This window comes from Candidatus Neomarinimicrobiota bacterium, assembly GCA_022560655.1.
Lineage (GTDB): Bacteria > Fidelibacterota > Marinisomatia > SCGC-AAA003-L08 > TS1B11 > JADFSS01.
The window spans coordinates 1-14,480 of the sequence record JADFSS010000056.1 but is presented as its reverse complement, the minus strand read 5'-3'; the positions used below and the strand labels follow the sequence as shown (position 1 = coordinate 14,480).

General features: G+C 59.6%; 15 protein-coding genes. 9 read left to right on the top strand and 6 right to left on the bottom strand.

The window, feature by feature from the left end; translation table 11 throughout:
• On the bottom strand, positions 1-512 hold a 512-nt coding region (locus tag IH971_08625), incomplete at its 3' end, for a 2'-deoxycytidine 5'-triphosphate deaminase (GenBank protein ID MCH7497901.1).
• Between the two features lie 198 nt (positions 513-710).
• The gene (locus IH971_08620) at positions 711-1,997 is read right to left on the bottom strand and encodes an MFS transporter (protein ID MCH7497900.1); all 1,287 of its coding nucleotides are present in this window, start codon (positions 1,995-1,997) and stop codon (positions 711-713) included.
• 407 nt (positions 1,998-2,404) lie between these two features.
• Between IH971_08620 and IH971_08615 the strand changes: the two genes are divergently transcribed.
• The 6 genes from IH971_08615 (at position 2,405) to IH971_08590 (ending at position 7,186) form a co-directional block, all read left to right on the top strand.
• The gene (locus tag IH971_08615; GenBank protein MCH7497899.1) at positions 2,405-2,851 is read left to right on the top strand and encodes an Hsp20/alpha crystallin family protein; all 447 of its coding nucleotides are present in this window, start codon (positions 2,405-2,407) and stop codon (positions 2,849-2,851) included.
• A 111-nt stretch (positions 2,852-2,962) separates the two neighbouring features.
• Positions 2,963-3,211, top strand: coding sequence for an Hsp20/alpha crystallin family protein (locus IH971_08610; GenBank protein ID MCH7497898.1), 249 nt, complete (start codon positions 2,963-2,965; stop codon positions 3,209-3,211).
• A 118-nt stretch (positions 3,212-3,329) separates the two neighbouring features.
• Positions 3,330-3,914 carry a hypothetical protein gene (locus tag IH971_08605; protein ID MCH7497897.1) on the top strand — a complete coding sequence of 195 codons (585 nt, stop codon included), beginning with the start codon at positions 3,330-3,332 and terminating at the stop codon, positions 3,912-3,914.
• Positions 3,911-5,920, top strand: a complete 2,010-nt coding sequence (locus IH971_08600; protein MCH7497896.1) for a hypothetical protein — start codon at positions 3,911-3,913, stop codon at positions 5,918-5,920. The genes IH971_08605 and IH971_08600 overlap by 4 nt, the downstream gene beginning before the upstream one ends.
• Positions 5,921-5,959: 39 nt before the next feature.
• Positions 5,960-6,742, top strand: coding sequence for a phosphatase PAP2 family protein (locus IH971_08595; protein MCH7497895.1), 783 nt, complete (start codon positions 5,960-5,962; stop codon positions 6,740-6,742).
• A gap of 21 nt (positions 6,743-6,763) precedes the next feature.
• Complete coding sequence (locus tag IH971_08590; protein ID MCH7497894.1) at positions 6,764-7,186, top strand: DUF1761 domain-containing protein; 423 nt, start codon at positions 6,764-6,766, stop codon at positions 7,184-7,186.
• A 35-nt stretch (positions 7,187-7,221) separates the two neighbouring features.
• Here the strand turns inward: IH971_08590 and IH971_08585 are convergent, their stop codons facing one another.
• The 4 genes from IH971_08585 to IH971_08570 all read right to left on the bottom strand — a co-directional run bounded on the left by IH971_08585 (position 7,222) and on the right by IH971_08570 (position 10,453).
• Entirely contained in the window at positions 7,222-8,352 is a 1,131-nt protein-coding gene (locus IH971_08585) for an alanine racemase (GenBank protein MCH7497893.1), read from the bottom strand.
• A gap of 4 nt (positions 8,353-8,356) precedes the next feature.
• Complete coding sequence (locus tag IH971_08580; GenBank protein MCH7497892.1) at positions 8,357-8,545, bottom strand: type II toxin-antitoxin system HicA family toxin; 189 nt, start codon at positions 8,543-8,545, stop codon at positions 8,357-8,359.
• A 24-nt stretch (positions 8,546-8,569) separates the two neighbouring features.
• A complete protein-coding gene (locus IH971_08575) occupies positions 8,570-8,791 on the bottom strand; it encodes a type II toxin-antitoxin system HicB family antitoxin (protein MCH7497891.1) in 222 nt (73 codons plus the stop codon).
• 300 nt (positions 8,792-9,091) lie between these two features.
• Positions 9,092-10,453 (bottom strand): hypothetical protein, encoded by a 1,362-nt coding sequence (locus IH971_08570; protein MCH7497890.1) that lies wholly within the window; start codon positions 10,451-10,453, stop codon positions 9,092-9,094.
• A 351-nt stretch (positions 10,454-10,804) separates the two neighbouring features.
• Here IH971_08570 and IH971_08565 point away from each other — a divergent pair, with 351 nt between their 5' ends.
• The 3 genes from IH971_08565 to IH971_08555 form a co-directional block, all read left to right on the top strand.
• Complete coding sequence (locus IH971_08565; GenBank protein MCH7497889.1) at positions 10,805-11,401, top strand: hypothetical protein; 597 nt, start codon at positions 10,805-10,807, stop codon at positions 11,399-11,401.
• A 260-nt stretch (positions 11,402-11,661) separates the two neighbouring features.
• Positions 11,662-13,647 carry a trypsin-like peptidase domain-containing protein gene (locus IH971_08560; GenBank protein MCH7497888.1) on the top strand — a complete coding sequence of 662 codons (1,986 nt, stop codon included), beginning with the start codon at positions 11,662-11,664 and terminating at the stop codon, positions 13,645-13,647.
• 689 nt (positions 13,648-14,336) lie between these two features.
• Positions 14,337-14,480: MerR family DNA-binding transcriptional regulator (locus IH971_08555; GenBank protein ID MCH7497887.1), on the top strand; the 144-nt coding region annotated here is incomplete at its 3' end.

Below are 14,480 nucleotides of genomic sequence, written 5' to 3'. Positions count from 1 at the left end.
TCAAAGGTTATGGGAGTCACCTCTGCGAAAAGCTCATACTTTTCACCATCCCTCACCACTGTATCATATTCACCACTACCTTGATCGGCAATGAGTCTTGTTAGAATATCAATCCTGCCAATCGTACTTTTTCCCGTCGCTTTCCCCGAGAAGAGATGATTATTCTTCAGTTTCTCACATAGCCGAAAGACGTATGTATTACCTTTTTCTAGCAGAAATTGGCCGTCTTTATTCTGTGGATATCTTTTTACATACCTTTCATCTGACAGTACTCTTTCTCGGTAACTTGATTCCTGCTTGGGCTTAATTGCACCTTGTACCATCTTATAACATTCCTCGCTGACATGTAAGTCGAACGAGGATGGATCAATCCCCTTAGCAAATTCCTCGGTAGTCACGCCCTCATGTGTGATTCGTCCCATTTCAACCAACTTGGCTATCTGTCTATTTGAGAGCACACCAGGTTTCCAGGTGACTGGTTTTCTGTTGGATAAATCTCTATTATCAGGCATGTTCGGTGACTCTAAATCTTTCTGATTGCTCTGATTTTATAGCTTCAAAACTCAATCTGCCAAGTATTTGCTTTCCGTCCCCCTCAGCTCCCGCCCGCCGACTATTTCGCCACAGCTTCCTCCGCTCTTGTGACGCGCCGCTCCCAATCGCCCCTGACAGTGCTCTCTCCCCAATCTTCAATCGACAATCATCATTCATCATTCCCTCTGCGTCCTCTGCGGTTCAATTTCTTGCTGAACGCTGACCGCTGGCGGCTCACCGCTGAGGGCTGATCGCTCACCACTGGCAACTCCCCTTCCCCGCCCCCGCCACAGCACCCACGCCGCCAGCGCCATGCCCGCCGCGGAGACGAACGGAAAGGTGAAGTTCACCCGGGCGTAGGTGATGCCCCCGTAGGGCGGCCCGATGATGCGCCCCAGCGAGCCCAGACTCTGGGTCACCCCCATGGCCACGCCCTGCTCCTCCTCGCCCGAGCGCCGGGAGACCATCGCCATCACCGACGGCAGCACCAGGCTGTTCCCCAGGGCGATGAACAGGCTGCCCCCGTAGATCAGCGGCAGCGTCCGCAGGAACGGGATCGACCCCAGCCCCAGCGCCATGGACAGCAGCCCCAGCTCGATCACCCGCGCCTCCCCGTAGCGCGCCACCAGCCGCTTCACCAGCAGCGCCTGCGTGCTGGCCCCCACGATGCCGATCCACATGAACACGAAACCCCGGTCCCGGGGCGGCAGCACCAGCACGTCCCGGAAATACTCCACGAAGGTCACGTGGATCACGCTGAAGGCCACGGTGAAGATGAAAAACGTCGTCAGCAGCCGCGACAGGGCCGGGCGCCGCCAGTAGATGCCGATCTGGGCCAGGGCCGACCCCATGGCCTGCAAGGCATTGCCCGTTGGCCGGCGGGCCGCTCGGCGCACCGCTTTGGGCAGCGACTCCGGCAGGATCACCAGCGCCGCCAGGCAGTTCACCAGCGACATGCCCGCCGCGAACAGCACCGGCGCCTGGTTCCCCAGCGCCGACGACAGCACCCCGCCGATGGGGAAGCCCACGATGAAACCCAGGCTGAAGGCGGCCCCCACCAGCCCCATGCGCCCCGCCCGCTGCGCCGGTGGCGTGATGTCGGCCACGTAGGCCTGGGCGGTGGAGATGTTGGCGTTGGCCATCCCCGCCAGCATGCGCGAGGCGAACAGCAGCCACAGCTCGTCGGCCAGCCCGAAGATGGTGAAGGCCACCGCCGACGCCCCCAGCCCGATGATGATCACCGGCCGCCGCCCGATGCGGTCGCTGATGCGCCCCCACACCGGCGCGAACAGCAGCTGCATGAAGGCGTAGCTGCCCAGCAGCAGCCCCACCGACTGCTCGTCGCCCCCCATGTCGGCCACCAGGTCGTTGATGAAGGGGATGATGAGAGTGATCCCCATCAGGTCGATGAAAATGGTGATCCAGATGATCACCAGGGCGCGTTTCTGGGCGGCTGAATCCATCTTCAGGCGCGTTGCTCTCTATTTGTCATCCGCGAATCAGGCCGTCAGCGCCACACCCGCCGCCGTTACATCTCTTGTCAAGCCAATCATTCCTCTGCGGTTCTCTCTCCCCAATCTTCAATCGACAATCTTCAATCATCATTTCTCCCTTCACTCTGTGTCCTCTGTGGTTCTCTGTGGTTCTGTCCCCAATCCCCAATCTACAATCTTCAATCATCCATTCCCTTCGTCTGCCATAATGGCCTGATGCACCTGCCAATATGGCCGTTGGCCGTAATTGCGTCATGGTGCCGTGGGCAGATTGACACGCTTCCGCAGCTGGCACGGCCCTTGCGTACAGTGTGGTTGATAGTCGGTGGTAGGTCACAGCATGGCCGCCGCCATAAGAACTCAAGGAGGTTTTCAAAATGACACTCGTAAAATACAATCCCAGACTACCTGCTCTCGGCTTCTCCGATGACATGGACCGGCTTTTCAACCGCTTCTGGCAGCGGCCCCTGGCGTGGAGCCCGGCCGTGCGCCGCAGTTGGATCCCGGCCTTCGACATCCGCGAGACCGACGAGCAGATCCTGCTCTCAGCCGCGCTTCCCGGGCTGAGCAAGAAGGACATCGAGGTCTCCCTGCACGACGGCGTGCTCACGGTGACCGCTGAGCGCGAAGAGCGCGAGACGGCCAAGAACGAGACGGTGCACTACGCCGAGCAGCGCTACGGCAAGTTCGCCCGCTCCTTCTCGCTGCCCACCGAGGTCGATGAGGACAAGGTGGAAGCCAGGTACAACCAGGGCATCCTCTCCATCGCCCTTAACAAGCTGGTGCCCGTTGCGGACGAGCGCAAGCGCATCGCTATCAAGTAACCTTCGCCCTTCGACAAAGTCAGGGAAGTTACTGGCCCCTCTTCTCCGGAAGAGGGGCTTTTTTTTGCCGCCTCAATATTAGCGCTTTCCTTCCCGGCCTGAACAAGACGGATCATTGATCTCACCCTCCTCGACGGGCTGCTGACCATCAGCGGTAAGTGCGAAGAGCGCCCGGTCAATGAAGCTGAAACAGTCCATACGACCGAGCTGCGCCATGGCAAATTCGGCCGGTCCTTCACGCTGCCCACCGAAGTCGATGAGCAGGAAGTCATGGCCAAGTATGCCAACGGCATCCTCTCTATGAGTCTGAACAAGCTGGCCCCCGTGGAACGGGATAAAACGAAGATCGTCGTTAAATAACCGCCGTCCAAGACCAACGATTCCTGGCGATCTGGCCTCCCTTCAAGGGAAGGGAGGCCTTTTTATCTAAGCACGGATTCTAGTCGCATTGGCCCCTACTGGGCGACAACTTCCGGCCGTGCCCGCCCCGCTCAAAGCCCTGATTTTATCCGGACTGGTCCTTTCCGTCGCCCTGTTCCGCCTGAGCGCCCAGACGCCGCCCCCCTTTACGACCCTCGAAGCCGGGCTGCAAGGGGTGGTCAATACCAACCGGAATAAGTTCCACACATTCTGGCGGCCCGGTACGGGGATAAAAGGCTATCTCGGAACCCCGTTTTACTTCGGTGAGGTTCAGGCTGGCGTTCATCTGTTGCCCCATAGGGGCCGGCAGAGCGGCAGCTCCGATTTCCACAGTATCTTTATCTATCTGGGATGGGGATACCGGCTGTCATTGTTTGGTCAGCTCGCCTTGCTCACCGGTTTTGCCATCGGCAGTGAGCTCATGATCTTCGAACAAGCCAAGGGATATCAGAAGCATGAAAGTGAACTGGCCGGTAGTCTTGACCTGCACCTGAGCTATCGTATCGGGGACCGATGGGCGGTCAACCTTTCCAGCCGCTATCAGGTGATCTTCACCGCCAGACCTATCAGGTTGGCGTTGCTTTCCGCCGGTGCCAGTTACCTGTTCGCCACCCCGGAATGGTTGCGGATTTTTCTCGAATGAAGCCCGGTCTCCTCGCCATCCCCTTTTTCCTGGGCGCAGTTCTGCCGACCAATGGGTGGGCCGTCGGCGACGGGGGCATCCTGACGGCCGATATGATCCAACGTGCCGGGGTGACACGTATCGGCGAGCTGCTGTTCCTGGTGGACGAATGGCGCCTGAATTCTACCGACGGCCTCACCTGGCGGGTCAGTCCCAACGGCTTATCGCCTTTTCAAAGGCAAAACTGGATCGTCCTGCTTGACGGGCAACGAATCGATCTCCAGACCTTCGACACCATCAACTTCTATCTGCTGCCCGTGGACCCGGACGAAATCGACTCCGTCGAAGTCATCCGCCAACCCCAACTCCATCAGGGAGAGTTTGCCGATGGCGGCCTCATTCACATTCACACCGCCCGACCCACCCAGGGCCTCTCGTTCCGGGCAGCACTACTCCAGGGGAACGAGACCGGCGACCCCGGGCCCTACCGCTTTACTCCCTATGCCACGCCCAATGTGGATCGGCTCGCCAATGATGGTTCCCTAATTCTGACTTTCGCCGCCCGCCACTGGTATGCCCGGGCGGGTCTCACTGTCCAGCAGCACCCTTTCACCGACCGGGCCATGCTACGGCGCATCTCGACGGCCATTGACGGTTGGCCGGGGCTGCACCGGAGCCTTTCGCCGCGGTTGCGGCTGGGCATCGAGACACCCCGCGGTCGACACGAATTCATGGCCAGCTATGCCTATTCGCCAAAGTATTTTTTCTTTTTCGGGCCCGCCGCCAGGGAGATTCCAGTCCGCAACGCCTTTCCCCATATAGGCCTGAACGGAACCGTACGCAGCTCCGGGAATACGGCCCTCACCTATCGGCTTAAAACCTCACAAAGTATCCTCGACAATTATTCGAACGTCGCGGACTGGGATTTTAATTGGCGCCTGCGGAATTTCCATGCCAGCCTGGATATCTCCCGTGAGGCGACCGGGCGGAAAGGTACCGTTGGCATCGGAGTTGACCGCTACCGGCTGCACACCCGTGTCCCGCTCGCCGAAAATGCCTTCACAATTGCGAAGCTCACCAGCGCGCTGCACTATCGCTGGTCCCAGGCGCTCGACCAGGTACTCAGCACCCAACTGTCCACCTCCCACGGGCGGATGGCCGTGAAAACCGCTCTGAAAAACCGGTGGCGCCCCAACTCCGGTCACACCTTCATCATTCACATTGCCTACGCCGACCGGCTCGTGGAGGAAGATCCCGGACTCTGGTACTGGACGGAGCGGGGATACGATGCCCTGGCCGAGATGGGCGTCGACCACACCATCAACGGGCAGCTGACGACCAGCCGGCAACGCACCGTGGACCTTGGCTGGCAAACGGTCCAGCACGCCAGGATCCAACTGGCCGCCTCCGGGTACTACCGATCGTTTAGCGATTATTACCTCGAGCAACCTTCCCTGACGTTCAATGCCCAGGACTGCTCCTTCTTTTCGGCTATCCAGCTTTTCCCCTCAGAAGGCGGCCAGGTCTGGGGCGGACATTTGACGCTCACACATAGCCCCCGGCCGGGACTGAGCCAGTTTCTGTTCTACGGTTTTCAAACTGTGATCACCGGCGGTGAGCTCTTTAAAGGGGTCTGGCAATCCATTCCCCGGCACACGGCTCGTTATCGGCTGTCCTGGTTTCCGGTGGAGAATTTTTCGCTATGGGCCATGGTCAGCTATCTGTCCTCAGCGGAATGGGTCGATTACCGGGGTATTGACGGGCAAGTCTGCCTGCTATCGACGAACGCCCAGGTGACCTACGCGTCACGGGTGGCGAGCTCGACCATCCTGGACCTCCAGGTGCAGAAGTGGTTCTGGCATCGGCAACTGAAGGGTACCCTGCTGTTTCGGAACGTCGGGAATCGGCATTATCGTTACCATCCCCTCGGAGCCTCCTTCGATCTGAGCTTCTACATCCGGCTCCAGTTCCACTTCAATGCCCATCCGCCTCACGCGGGAACGTCCGGCATCAGGGGCCGGCAATAAGTTGTAGTGCCACCCCTGACGGCGTACGAAATTCGACCGATGCGAGCTATTAAAGTACTCCTCCTCATACCCCTGTGCCTCAACTTTGTCACCGGTCAGGCAGCGCAGGCCGCGTCCTATCCCCAGCGCGTGGCCCAGGGCCTGAAGGTCACCGTCCAGGCGCCGCAGCTGCGGGCTTTCTGGGCCGTTACCGGTCTGGGTGTGCTGGTATCCCTGCCACTCGATCAAGCCACCCAGCGGTTTGCGACTCGCCAGGGGCTGATGCCGGAATCCCTGGCAAGGGTCGCCTATCAATGGGGCGGTGGCTGGTCAGAGATCGGTATCCTGCCCGGTATTCTTGTGGCCGAAGCCCTCCGCGGGTCGCCCCGGGCCGAGATTGGCCAGCGCCTGGAATTCGCCTTCACAAGTCTGGTGGTGGTCGGCATCAGCACCGAGATCATCAAGGCGGTCGTCGGTCGTCCGCGGCCGGACAAGAATGCGCGAACGTCCTTTCCCTATGGGCACTCCTTCCCTTCGGGGCACGCGTCCGCTACCTTCGCGATTGCCGAGGTGATCCGGACCCTTTACGGCAACGGCCCGGGAGCGGTCTTCTACACTCTAGCCGCGCTCACCGGCATCAGCCGCATCCACGACAACAAGCACTACCTCTCCGACGTGGTGGCCGGCGCCGGGCTGGGCCTGGGACTCGTCCGGGGCTTTGCCCTGGCGCAAGGCCTGAGCCGCCGGGGATTCAGCACGTACATGCAGCTATTGCCCGCAGGGGTCGGCTTCGTGCTACAGTGGGATCTCGCGCGGCAAAATCCGGCCGCATCAAGTCGCTAGCCAACCAAGGAGGAGACAACCATGCCACAACCCGACGTCAACTATCTGGCCCTGCTGGTGGCCACCGTCATCGCCTTTGCCCTGGGGGCCCTGTGGTACTCGAACCTCATGTTTGCCAAGCCGTGGCTGGCCGCCCAGGAGCTCACCGAGGCGGAGCTCAAGGTGCGGCAGGAGGGCAAATCCATGCTCCTGATGTTCGGCCTCACCTTCCTGGCCTGGCTGGTCACCGGTTATGTTCTGGCCCACATGGTGGACTACACCGGCGCCACCACGTGGATGGACGGGATGCAGACGGCCTTCTGGCTCTGGCTGGGGTTCGTGGTCACGGCAGCGCTGATCCACGGCCTGTTCGAGTACCGCGACGTGCGCCTGTACGCCGTCAACCTGGGCTACCACCTCGTGGCCCTGCTCATCATGGGGGCCATCCTGGCCGCGTGGGCTTGAGCTCAATCTGACGCTGTAGCGCGGGGCGCTGCGGCTCAAGCGCGGCCGCGGTGGATCGTCCAGCGGTCCACCACCTGCCCGCCATGCACCACCGAATAGCCGTCGAACAGCGGCGCGGCCAGGCAGGCGTGATTGGGCAGGATGCGCAGGCGGTCGCCCACCGACAGGTCGGCCACGTCCTCAGGGCTGTCGCCGGCGATGATGCCGTGCTCCTGCGTGACGGAAACCACGCGCAGCGCCGGGTGGAGCGCCGGAGGATCCGCGCCGGCATAGACCGCCCCTCTGCTGGGGCGGGCGTCCAGATGCACGGGGCCGGGATCGTGCGAGAGGGCCAGGGCGCCGGCATCCACCACCACCTGGCCGCGCCCCGGCTGTTTTGACACCACCGTGGTGAGCACCGCTACGGCACAGTCCTCTAAAACACAGCTGCCCAGCGCCAGCTGGGTGCCATCGTAAAAGACATAGTTGCCGGGGCGCGCCTCGTCCACGCCCTCGAGATAGTCCACCGCTGACATGGCCGGCGTGGCGCCCACGCTGACGGCCGGAACAGTGATGTCCGCCGCCCGGAGCCGCCGGGCGAAGGAGACCATCACATCCCGCTCATGGGCGGCGATCCGGCGCAGCTCCGCCGCCGATCCCGCGCGGTAGGCCTGCCCGGCATGGGTAAGGATGCCGTCGAACGTGAGGCTGCCGGCCGCGTGGAGCGTTCTGGCCAGCTGCAGGGCCGCGTCCGAGGCGGGATCGACGCCGGCGCGGTGGTTGCCGCAGTCCACCTTCAGCCAAATGTGGACGGTCTGGCCACGCTCCTGCGCCGCCGTATCCAGGGCGTGGGCCACCGCCGGATCGTCCAGCGTCAGCCGGAGGGTGATCTCCCCGGCCAGCTCGAGGGCAGCAGCGAACTTGCCCTGGTCCAGGGGATAGGCGTGGGTGATATCGTCGAACCCGGCGGCGGCAAAGGCGCGCGCTTCGGCCAGGGTGGCCACCGTGATGCCGCGGGCACCCCGCTCGCGCTGGAGGCGGGCGATCTCAACACACTTGTGGGTCTTGATGTGGGGCCGCAGCGCCACGCCCAGCGCGCTGGCCTTTTCCGCCATGCGGTCGATATTGCGCTGGAGGACGTCCCGGTCCAGGAGCAGCGCCGGGGTGGGGAGGTCGGGATAGAGCATGGGCTCAGGATTCGAATGCGCTGCGGGGAAGGCCGGGCTGACGGATGATAGACATCAGCGTACCGACACGCAGCTCCTTGTGGGCCGGTACAGGAACCGTCGTTGTTCCCTGGGCCAACTGCGCCTGCATCACGATGTGGCTGCCTCGCCTGCGTACCTCAATAAAACCGTGCAGCGCCAGGATTGTGCACACCTCCTGCCCGAGAGCCGGCGCAGTCTAGCCAACCGGGATTTCGAGCTGGGTCACGTAGACCTCAGCCCGCATCCGGCGACTCTGTTCCTCCGGTGGCGCCGTCTCAAAAAATAGCTCCAGGGCCTCCTGCAAGTTGGCGCGGGCCTCCTCGATGGACTGGCCCTGGCTGGCAATGTCCAGTTGGGGACAGAGGGCCACGAAGCCGTCGCCCTCCCGCTCAATGATGGCCGTCAGTTTGTGGGTCATTGCTTTCCTCGATTTGCTAGCGGCCAAAATAGGACCGCCCCATCCCCGAACAAATGCAATTCCGTCAGCATCTCAATTTGACCGGGGCCGCAGCGCCACGCCCAGCGCAGCCCCCCGGTCCGCCATGCGGTCGATATTGCACTGGAGGACATCCCGGTTCAGGAGCAGCGCAGGGGTGAAAAGTTTTGGGAAAAGCATGGCTGAAGTTACGGGCGGGCAGTGGTCACTTGGGCCGCCGCCGTGGGCGGCGTGGGGTCACTTGTAGTATTGACCGTTGATCCAGTCTGCTACAGGTTCTGGTTAGATGGCCTCGTTTTCTTCAGCCTTTTTCACGATTTGGGGTGCTGGTTTTTCCCAGCGCTTTAAGTGTTGCAGAATCCCCTGATAATATTCGATTACCGTTTTTTCGATAATTGCCACAATTCCTTTACGACTCTCAAATTTGCGCCCTAGATACTTAAGGTAAAGAATGCTAAAACCCTTTATTTCACGAGAGCCTATACTTTCTGCCGCCATATCAAGATCACCGACATGAACTCGCAGAGGGTCTTTGACAAATTTTAGATGGATTTCAATAAGTAGATCGGGAGCCAGATGAGCGAAAAGCTGGGGGTTTTTCTTTTCTGCTTGACGTAGTTGATTTCTAATCCAGGATATCTGTCCTCGTGTTTTCTTGTCTTGCGGAGCACTAAGTGTAGAAGACATTTCTATATTTTTTCTATCGAAGTATGCGCGAATTTGCAGGGGTGATGCTGTGCCTTCGATATGGAGACTGGATTCCAGAAGCTTTTTCGAAACTAGTTTCTTTTTTTCATAATTAATACGGTCAGATAAGTCGCTCTTGAACTTGCGCTGGCCAGAACGAACAAGTAAACCCAGTTCTCTACTTAGGATCAGGGCGATATCTCGTTCTTCTTGCAACCAGCTAGATACTGTTTCTTCGACAAATGAATCCGTCAATTTAAGAGCGGTGCCGGCGTTAGCCTTTTGAGTTAATTCTACCCAGCCAGGTTTCATCTGAGTAAATCCAAGTATGCCTGAATTGCCTGATTCAAAGTACTCAACTACTTCTCGCATGATCTCTACCTGGTCGGCACTGGCTATATTATTTTCATTTTCGGTAAGCAGGATGTGTGCAATAGTCAGCAGATAGGACCACGAAATGTGGTAGGTTGACACATATTTCGGAGTCTTGATATTAATGGGAGATTGTGTTGGAAATGAAACGAACTGATTGGAGATGGTTAGTAGTTTAGGAATGCCATATTCCTTTGCAATATTCACGTAGTGCTGAATTTGTTCGCTATCTAATTCAACATGCTTGTTCTTTACCTCAATTAGGACTGCATCGATGATCGTATTTGCCCTGATCACGAGGATAAGGCCATCAATACGTTTCTTATCGAAAAGTAAAAATTCTGCCTCAGTATAGATCAGAATTCGGTTGCTGCGGCTCAGGCCAATTGTCTGGAAAATGTGATTTCGAAATTCTTTGACTAGACGAAGAGCAGAGAGGAAAATCGACGCAAGCGCCAGTTCATCACCAGGCTTATGGAAGGGTATCAAACGAGCTGGTTGGAGGTTGAGTTCTTGACCGGCAAGCAGAAGTGAGTCAAGTGCTGAAAGTGAGAGTCCAATAAGTTTTGTCGGCTTTCTACTCATGTTTCTCCTCCCAATTCTTGATGAGCCCAGCCCCCAAGTTTTGGACGGCATGATCGCGGTAAGTCAACTCCTGCTCCCCGTGATCCTCGCATTGCCAGACTACTTCTGTACATAAACATGAATGTGCGTTCAATCCAATATAAGGCGCGCTAGATGTGGCAACCAACAGATTACGAACGCTGGATAATCCCAGATGTTAGAGCTGGATGGAGAGCATGATTTGTCGTGCGCGTGCCCCAGCTGCGGCGGCCGCCTCCTCGCCTCTCGCCCTTCGCCCCTCTAGCGCCACCCCCTCCCCGCGTCGCTCCCCAGCCTTGCCGCCCGCTACCGGCGCCCCCTACCTTCCCCGCCATGCTCGAGCAGCGCCAGCCTTACCCCCCCGACGTCCGCGAAGAGGCTTTCGATCTCCACGTCTCCGGCTTTAACCGCCGCCAGATTCTCGCCCGGCTCCGTGACCGCCACGGCGCTGCCGCCCCGTCCGAGTCCACCCTCAAGCGCTGGGCTCTGCAGGATCATTGGACCGCCCGCCGCGCTCGCATCCGCTCCCTTTCCCGCAGTCACGATGACGACCAGCGCGCCCTGGTCGGCACCCGCATGACCGGCGAGCTCCTCAACATCCGTCGGCTGGCGGTGGAGGCGGCTCAGGACCTGCCTTTCAGCTCCGCCGAGGGAGCACTCTTCGCTCTGGCTGCTTTGGAGCGCATCATCGACCGCCACGAAGTCCGTCTGGTGGAGCAGCACTACCGCGACCGCTTCCATTTCGCCCTGGGCCTCGCCGGCCCCTACGGCCCCGTTTTCTCCCGCCAGGGCGCCCCAGAGGGTGACCCCCTCCCCCCCGGTCCAGGGTCACCCTCCCCGTCAGAAGAGGTGACCCAAACATGGCCCAAAGACGACCCATCTGCGAACCCCTCAAGCGCCCCAAGGACGCGGTCAGGCCGGGATGAATAGCACTGCCTTCAGAGACCACATCTCCGCCAACCCCACCGGCCCCTTCAAGCCCCGGCGTGACGAGCTCACTAAACGATTCTTCTTTACAATGACATGTCGCGGGTGTACATTTATACAAAGGTTTCCGCATATGACGATAGACGCGCCGGTCGGGCGCAGGGCACCAGGCGTGCTGTATTCAGGTGGTGGTTTCGCCGCCGGGAACCGCTCGGCCGCCTGCGCCGCAGGGGGGCCAAACTCCTCAACCAGGGGGTAGCGATATGAGCAGAATCGATCCGCTGTTCGGCGCCCAAATTGAAGGCACCGAAGCGCGCTACGAGGGTCGCAGTGCCGGGCAGAATCAACGCCAGGCCGACATGAAGCTGGGCGGGGACTGGCGCAAGGTGGAAACTCCCCAGCGCGTTTTGCACCGCATGGCAGCCTTGGGACTCAACCAATTGGCGGGCTCCGTGATGGGCGCGGAGTCGGTGACCCAGGGTGTGGACTCTGCGGTTCGCGTGGGAGCGAAGGTGAGCCTCCTGGAGCGCATCATGGAGGAGAACGACCTGCTCTCGGTTCGGTTCCTGCACCGAGGCAGCAGCTTAGCCCGGTCGGTGGGACGCGTGCTGATCCGCCGCCGGGGGCGCACCATTGGGTTCGGCACCGGTTTCCTGGTCTCACCGCAGCTGATGATGACCAACCATCACGTTCTGGATACGGCCGGCAGCGCGGCGGAGAGCCGCATCGAATTTGATTTCTACGAGCGCCGTGGCGGCCAGACAGGCCCCACCGTATTGTTCGATCTGGAACCGGAAAATTTTTTCCTGACCAGCAAGCCCCTGGATTTCACCCTGATTGCCGTGGCCGCCCGGGCCGAGGGTGGTCAGCAGCGAGCTGCACGGGGATGGATTCCACTCATCGCCGAATCGGGTAAAGCCCTGGTGGGCGAGCCGGTGAACATTATTCAGCATCCCGGCGGCGCGCCCCAACAAATTGCGCTCAGAAACAATCAAATCGTCGACCGGGTGGAGGACTATCTGCACTATGTGGCCGATACGGAGCCGGGCTCCTCGGGATCGCCCGTATTCAGCATGCAATGGGAGCTGGCCGCGCTACACCACTCGGGCGTACCTGAGCGCGATGATCGGGGCAGGATACTGTTGCGCGACCAATCGGTTTGGGATGGCAGCCGCGACTCACAGGATCGCATCGCATGGAAGGCCAACGAAGGTGTGCGGATCAGCAGTATCGTACGCGCCGTGCAGGCAGCCCTGGTCGACCGGCCGGCCCGAGATCTGGGGCTGTTTGAGGAGGCCCTCGGCCCGGCCCCCAGCGAGCGGACACCACCGGCACCCGTTTACGTAGCGCCCTCGGCGGCTACCCGGATTGAGACTTTTGAGCAGGCCATGGCCCTGGATGATGCGACCCTGGATAGCCTGAGCCCTGAGGCAACCGCCGCCATCTTGGCGCAACTCGAGGACCCGGCCTTTGATCTCTCCCTGGACGAGGCACATCGCGGCACGTGGCTGGTGGCTGAGGGTGACTCTTGGTTCGACTACAGCATCGGCGGTTTCGATATCATCGATTACCTGAAATGGCACCATGGGTATCGCATCAAGAACATTTCGCAAGCCGGTGATACGCTGGACAACATGGCCTGGGGCACAGAATATGACCGCAACTGGAACCCTAAGCCGCCACCGCTGGATGAAACGCTTGAGGCGGTGCGAAAATATAGGCCCTCCATTGTGCTACTTTCAGGAGGGGGCAACGATATTGCCGGCCCGGAATTCTTGAGCCTGCTCAACCACAAGCAGTCGGGCCAGCAACAACCGTTGCGGCAGCCCTTCACGGACTTTGTGCTAAAGACCTATTTCCTGAAAGCCTATGAGAAGATTATTGACAGCATCTGGAAAATTGATCGTAAGATCGAGATTATCACTCACGGCTATGGCTACGGTCTGCCCAACGGACTCGGTGCGATCCGCATTCTGGGGCATGCGTTCGTGGGACCCTGGCTCCGCCCGGCCCTCTCCGCCAAGGGCTATTTCCTGAAGCAGGAACGGCGTGCAATCGTCCGGGAGGTGATGGACGGGTTCAACGAGATGCTGGCAGCGCTGGCCGCCGGTGACAATCGAATCCACTATATTGACCTGCGTGGTGAGATCAAAGAATCGGAATGGGAAAACGAGCTGCACCTGAGCAATAGCGGCTACCGGCGCATGGCGCGTAAGTTCGATGCCAAGATCCGTTCCATCCTGGCATAATCCACTCCCTGAACGCGCCTCCTGCGGGATGATCACTGTCCCTGACAACCGACAGCGACCCGGGTTTATGATTGCCCCCCAGCGACTTGGGGCGGCCGGCAGCATTCCGTCCAAAGGAGCTACTTCCTCTTCCAAGACCACTTTTCCCGGGGGGCTGGCCGGGGCCGCTCCATGGCTGAGAAGAGCGGCCAGCTGTGGGCGTATCCCGACTGCGGGCGAAAGCGACCTCACCCTGCTGTTAGCCACCGTCTCCCGATGGATCGGGACAAGTTGCGGCGGGACAGGGGCATCTTGATGGATTGGGTGTACGCCTGGGTCACTAAGCGTGCGAGGTAGCTGCCGGCAGGATCATCCCGGCCACTTTGATCGCGGCCATTCCAGACTATCTGATGATTGCCTGCCGGAAACTTATCACCCCACGGACACCGCTCCGGGCATGAAGGCACCCGCTATCAGCACCTAATTTTCAGCCAGCCGAATTCGCCGGCCACCTTGCCATTGATAGTGTGCTGGAGCGAGCATCCGGTGCCTGCTCTTCCTCCCCATCAAGCGCTTACCAGTCACACAGCTTCGACGATTCCATTATGATCATTTTCCCGTTGGGTTGTGCTACTTTCATCAATAAAATTTTAAAATAACGCTTGACTCTGTACCACAGTCCAGACTGTACATTTGGCAGGAGGATAATCATGAATACTACTTTTTCAATAGGAAAATTGGCTAAGCGAGCGCAGGTGAATATTGATACCATCCGCTTTTACGAGCGCAAGGGACTACTGCCTGAGCCTGAGCGTCGGGCATCGGGATACCGTGTTTACAAGGCCGTTACGGTC

What these genes read in the sequence shown, in the direction of transcription:
- IH971_08595 (MCH7497895.1), top strand. Translation starts at nt 5,960, where the DNA reads ATGCGAGCTATTAAAGTACTCCTCCTCATACCCCTGTGCCTCAACTTT.
- IH971_08565 (MCH7497889.1), top strand. Translation starts at nt 10,805, where the DNA reads ATGCTCGAGCAGCGCCAGCCTTACCCCCCCGACGTCCGCGAAGAGGCT.
- IH971_08620 (MCH7497900.1), bottom strand. Translation starts at nt 1,997, where the DNA reads ATGGATTCAGCCGCCCAGAAACGCGCCCTGGTGATCATCTGGATCACC.
- IH971_08585 (MCH7497893.1), bottom strand. Translation starts at nt 8,352, where the DNA reads ATGCTCTATCCCGACCTCCCCACCCCGGCGCTGCTCCTGGACCGGGAC.
- IH971_08590 (MCH7497894.1), top strand. Translation starts at nt 6,764, where the DNA reads ATGCCACAACCCGACGTCAACTATCTGGCCCTGCTGGTGGCCACCGTC.
- IH971_08600 (MCH7497896.1), top strand. Translation starts at nt 3,911, where the DNA reads ATGAAGCCCGGTCTCCTCGCCATCCCCTTTTTCCTGGGCGCAGTTCTG.
- IH971_08560 (MCH7497888.1), top strand. Translation starts at nt 11,662, where the DNA reads ATGAGCAGAATCGATCCGCTGTTCGGCGCCCAAATTGAAGGCACCGAA.
- IH971_08570 (MCH7497890.1), bottom strand. Translation starts at nt 10,453, where the DNA reads ATGAGTAGAAAGCCGACAAAACTTATTGGACTCTCACTTTCAGCACTT.
- IH971_08615 (MCH7497899.1), top strand. Translation starts at nt 2,405, where the DNA reads ATGACACTCGTAAAATACAATCCCAGACTACCTGCTCTCGGCTTCTCC.
- IH971_08575 (MCH7497891.1), bottom strand. Translation starts at nt 8,791, where the DNA reads ATGACCCACAAACTGACGGCCATCATTGAGCGGGAGGGCGACGGCTTC.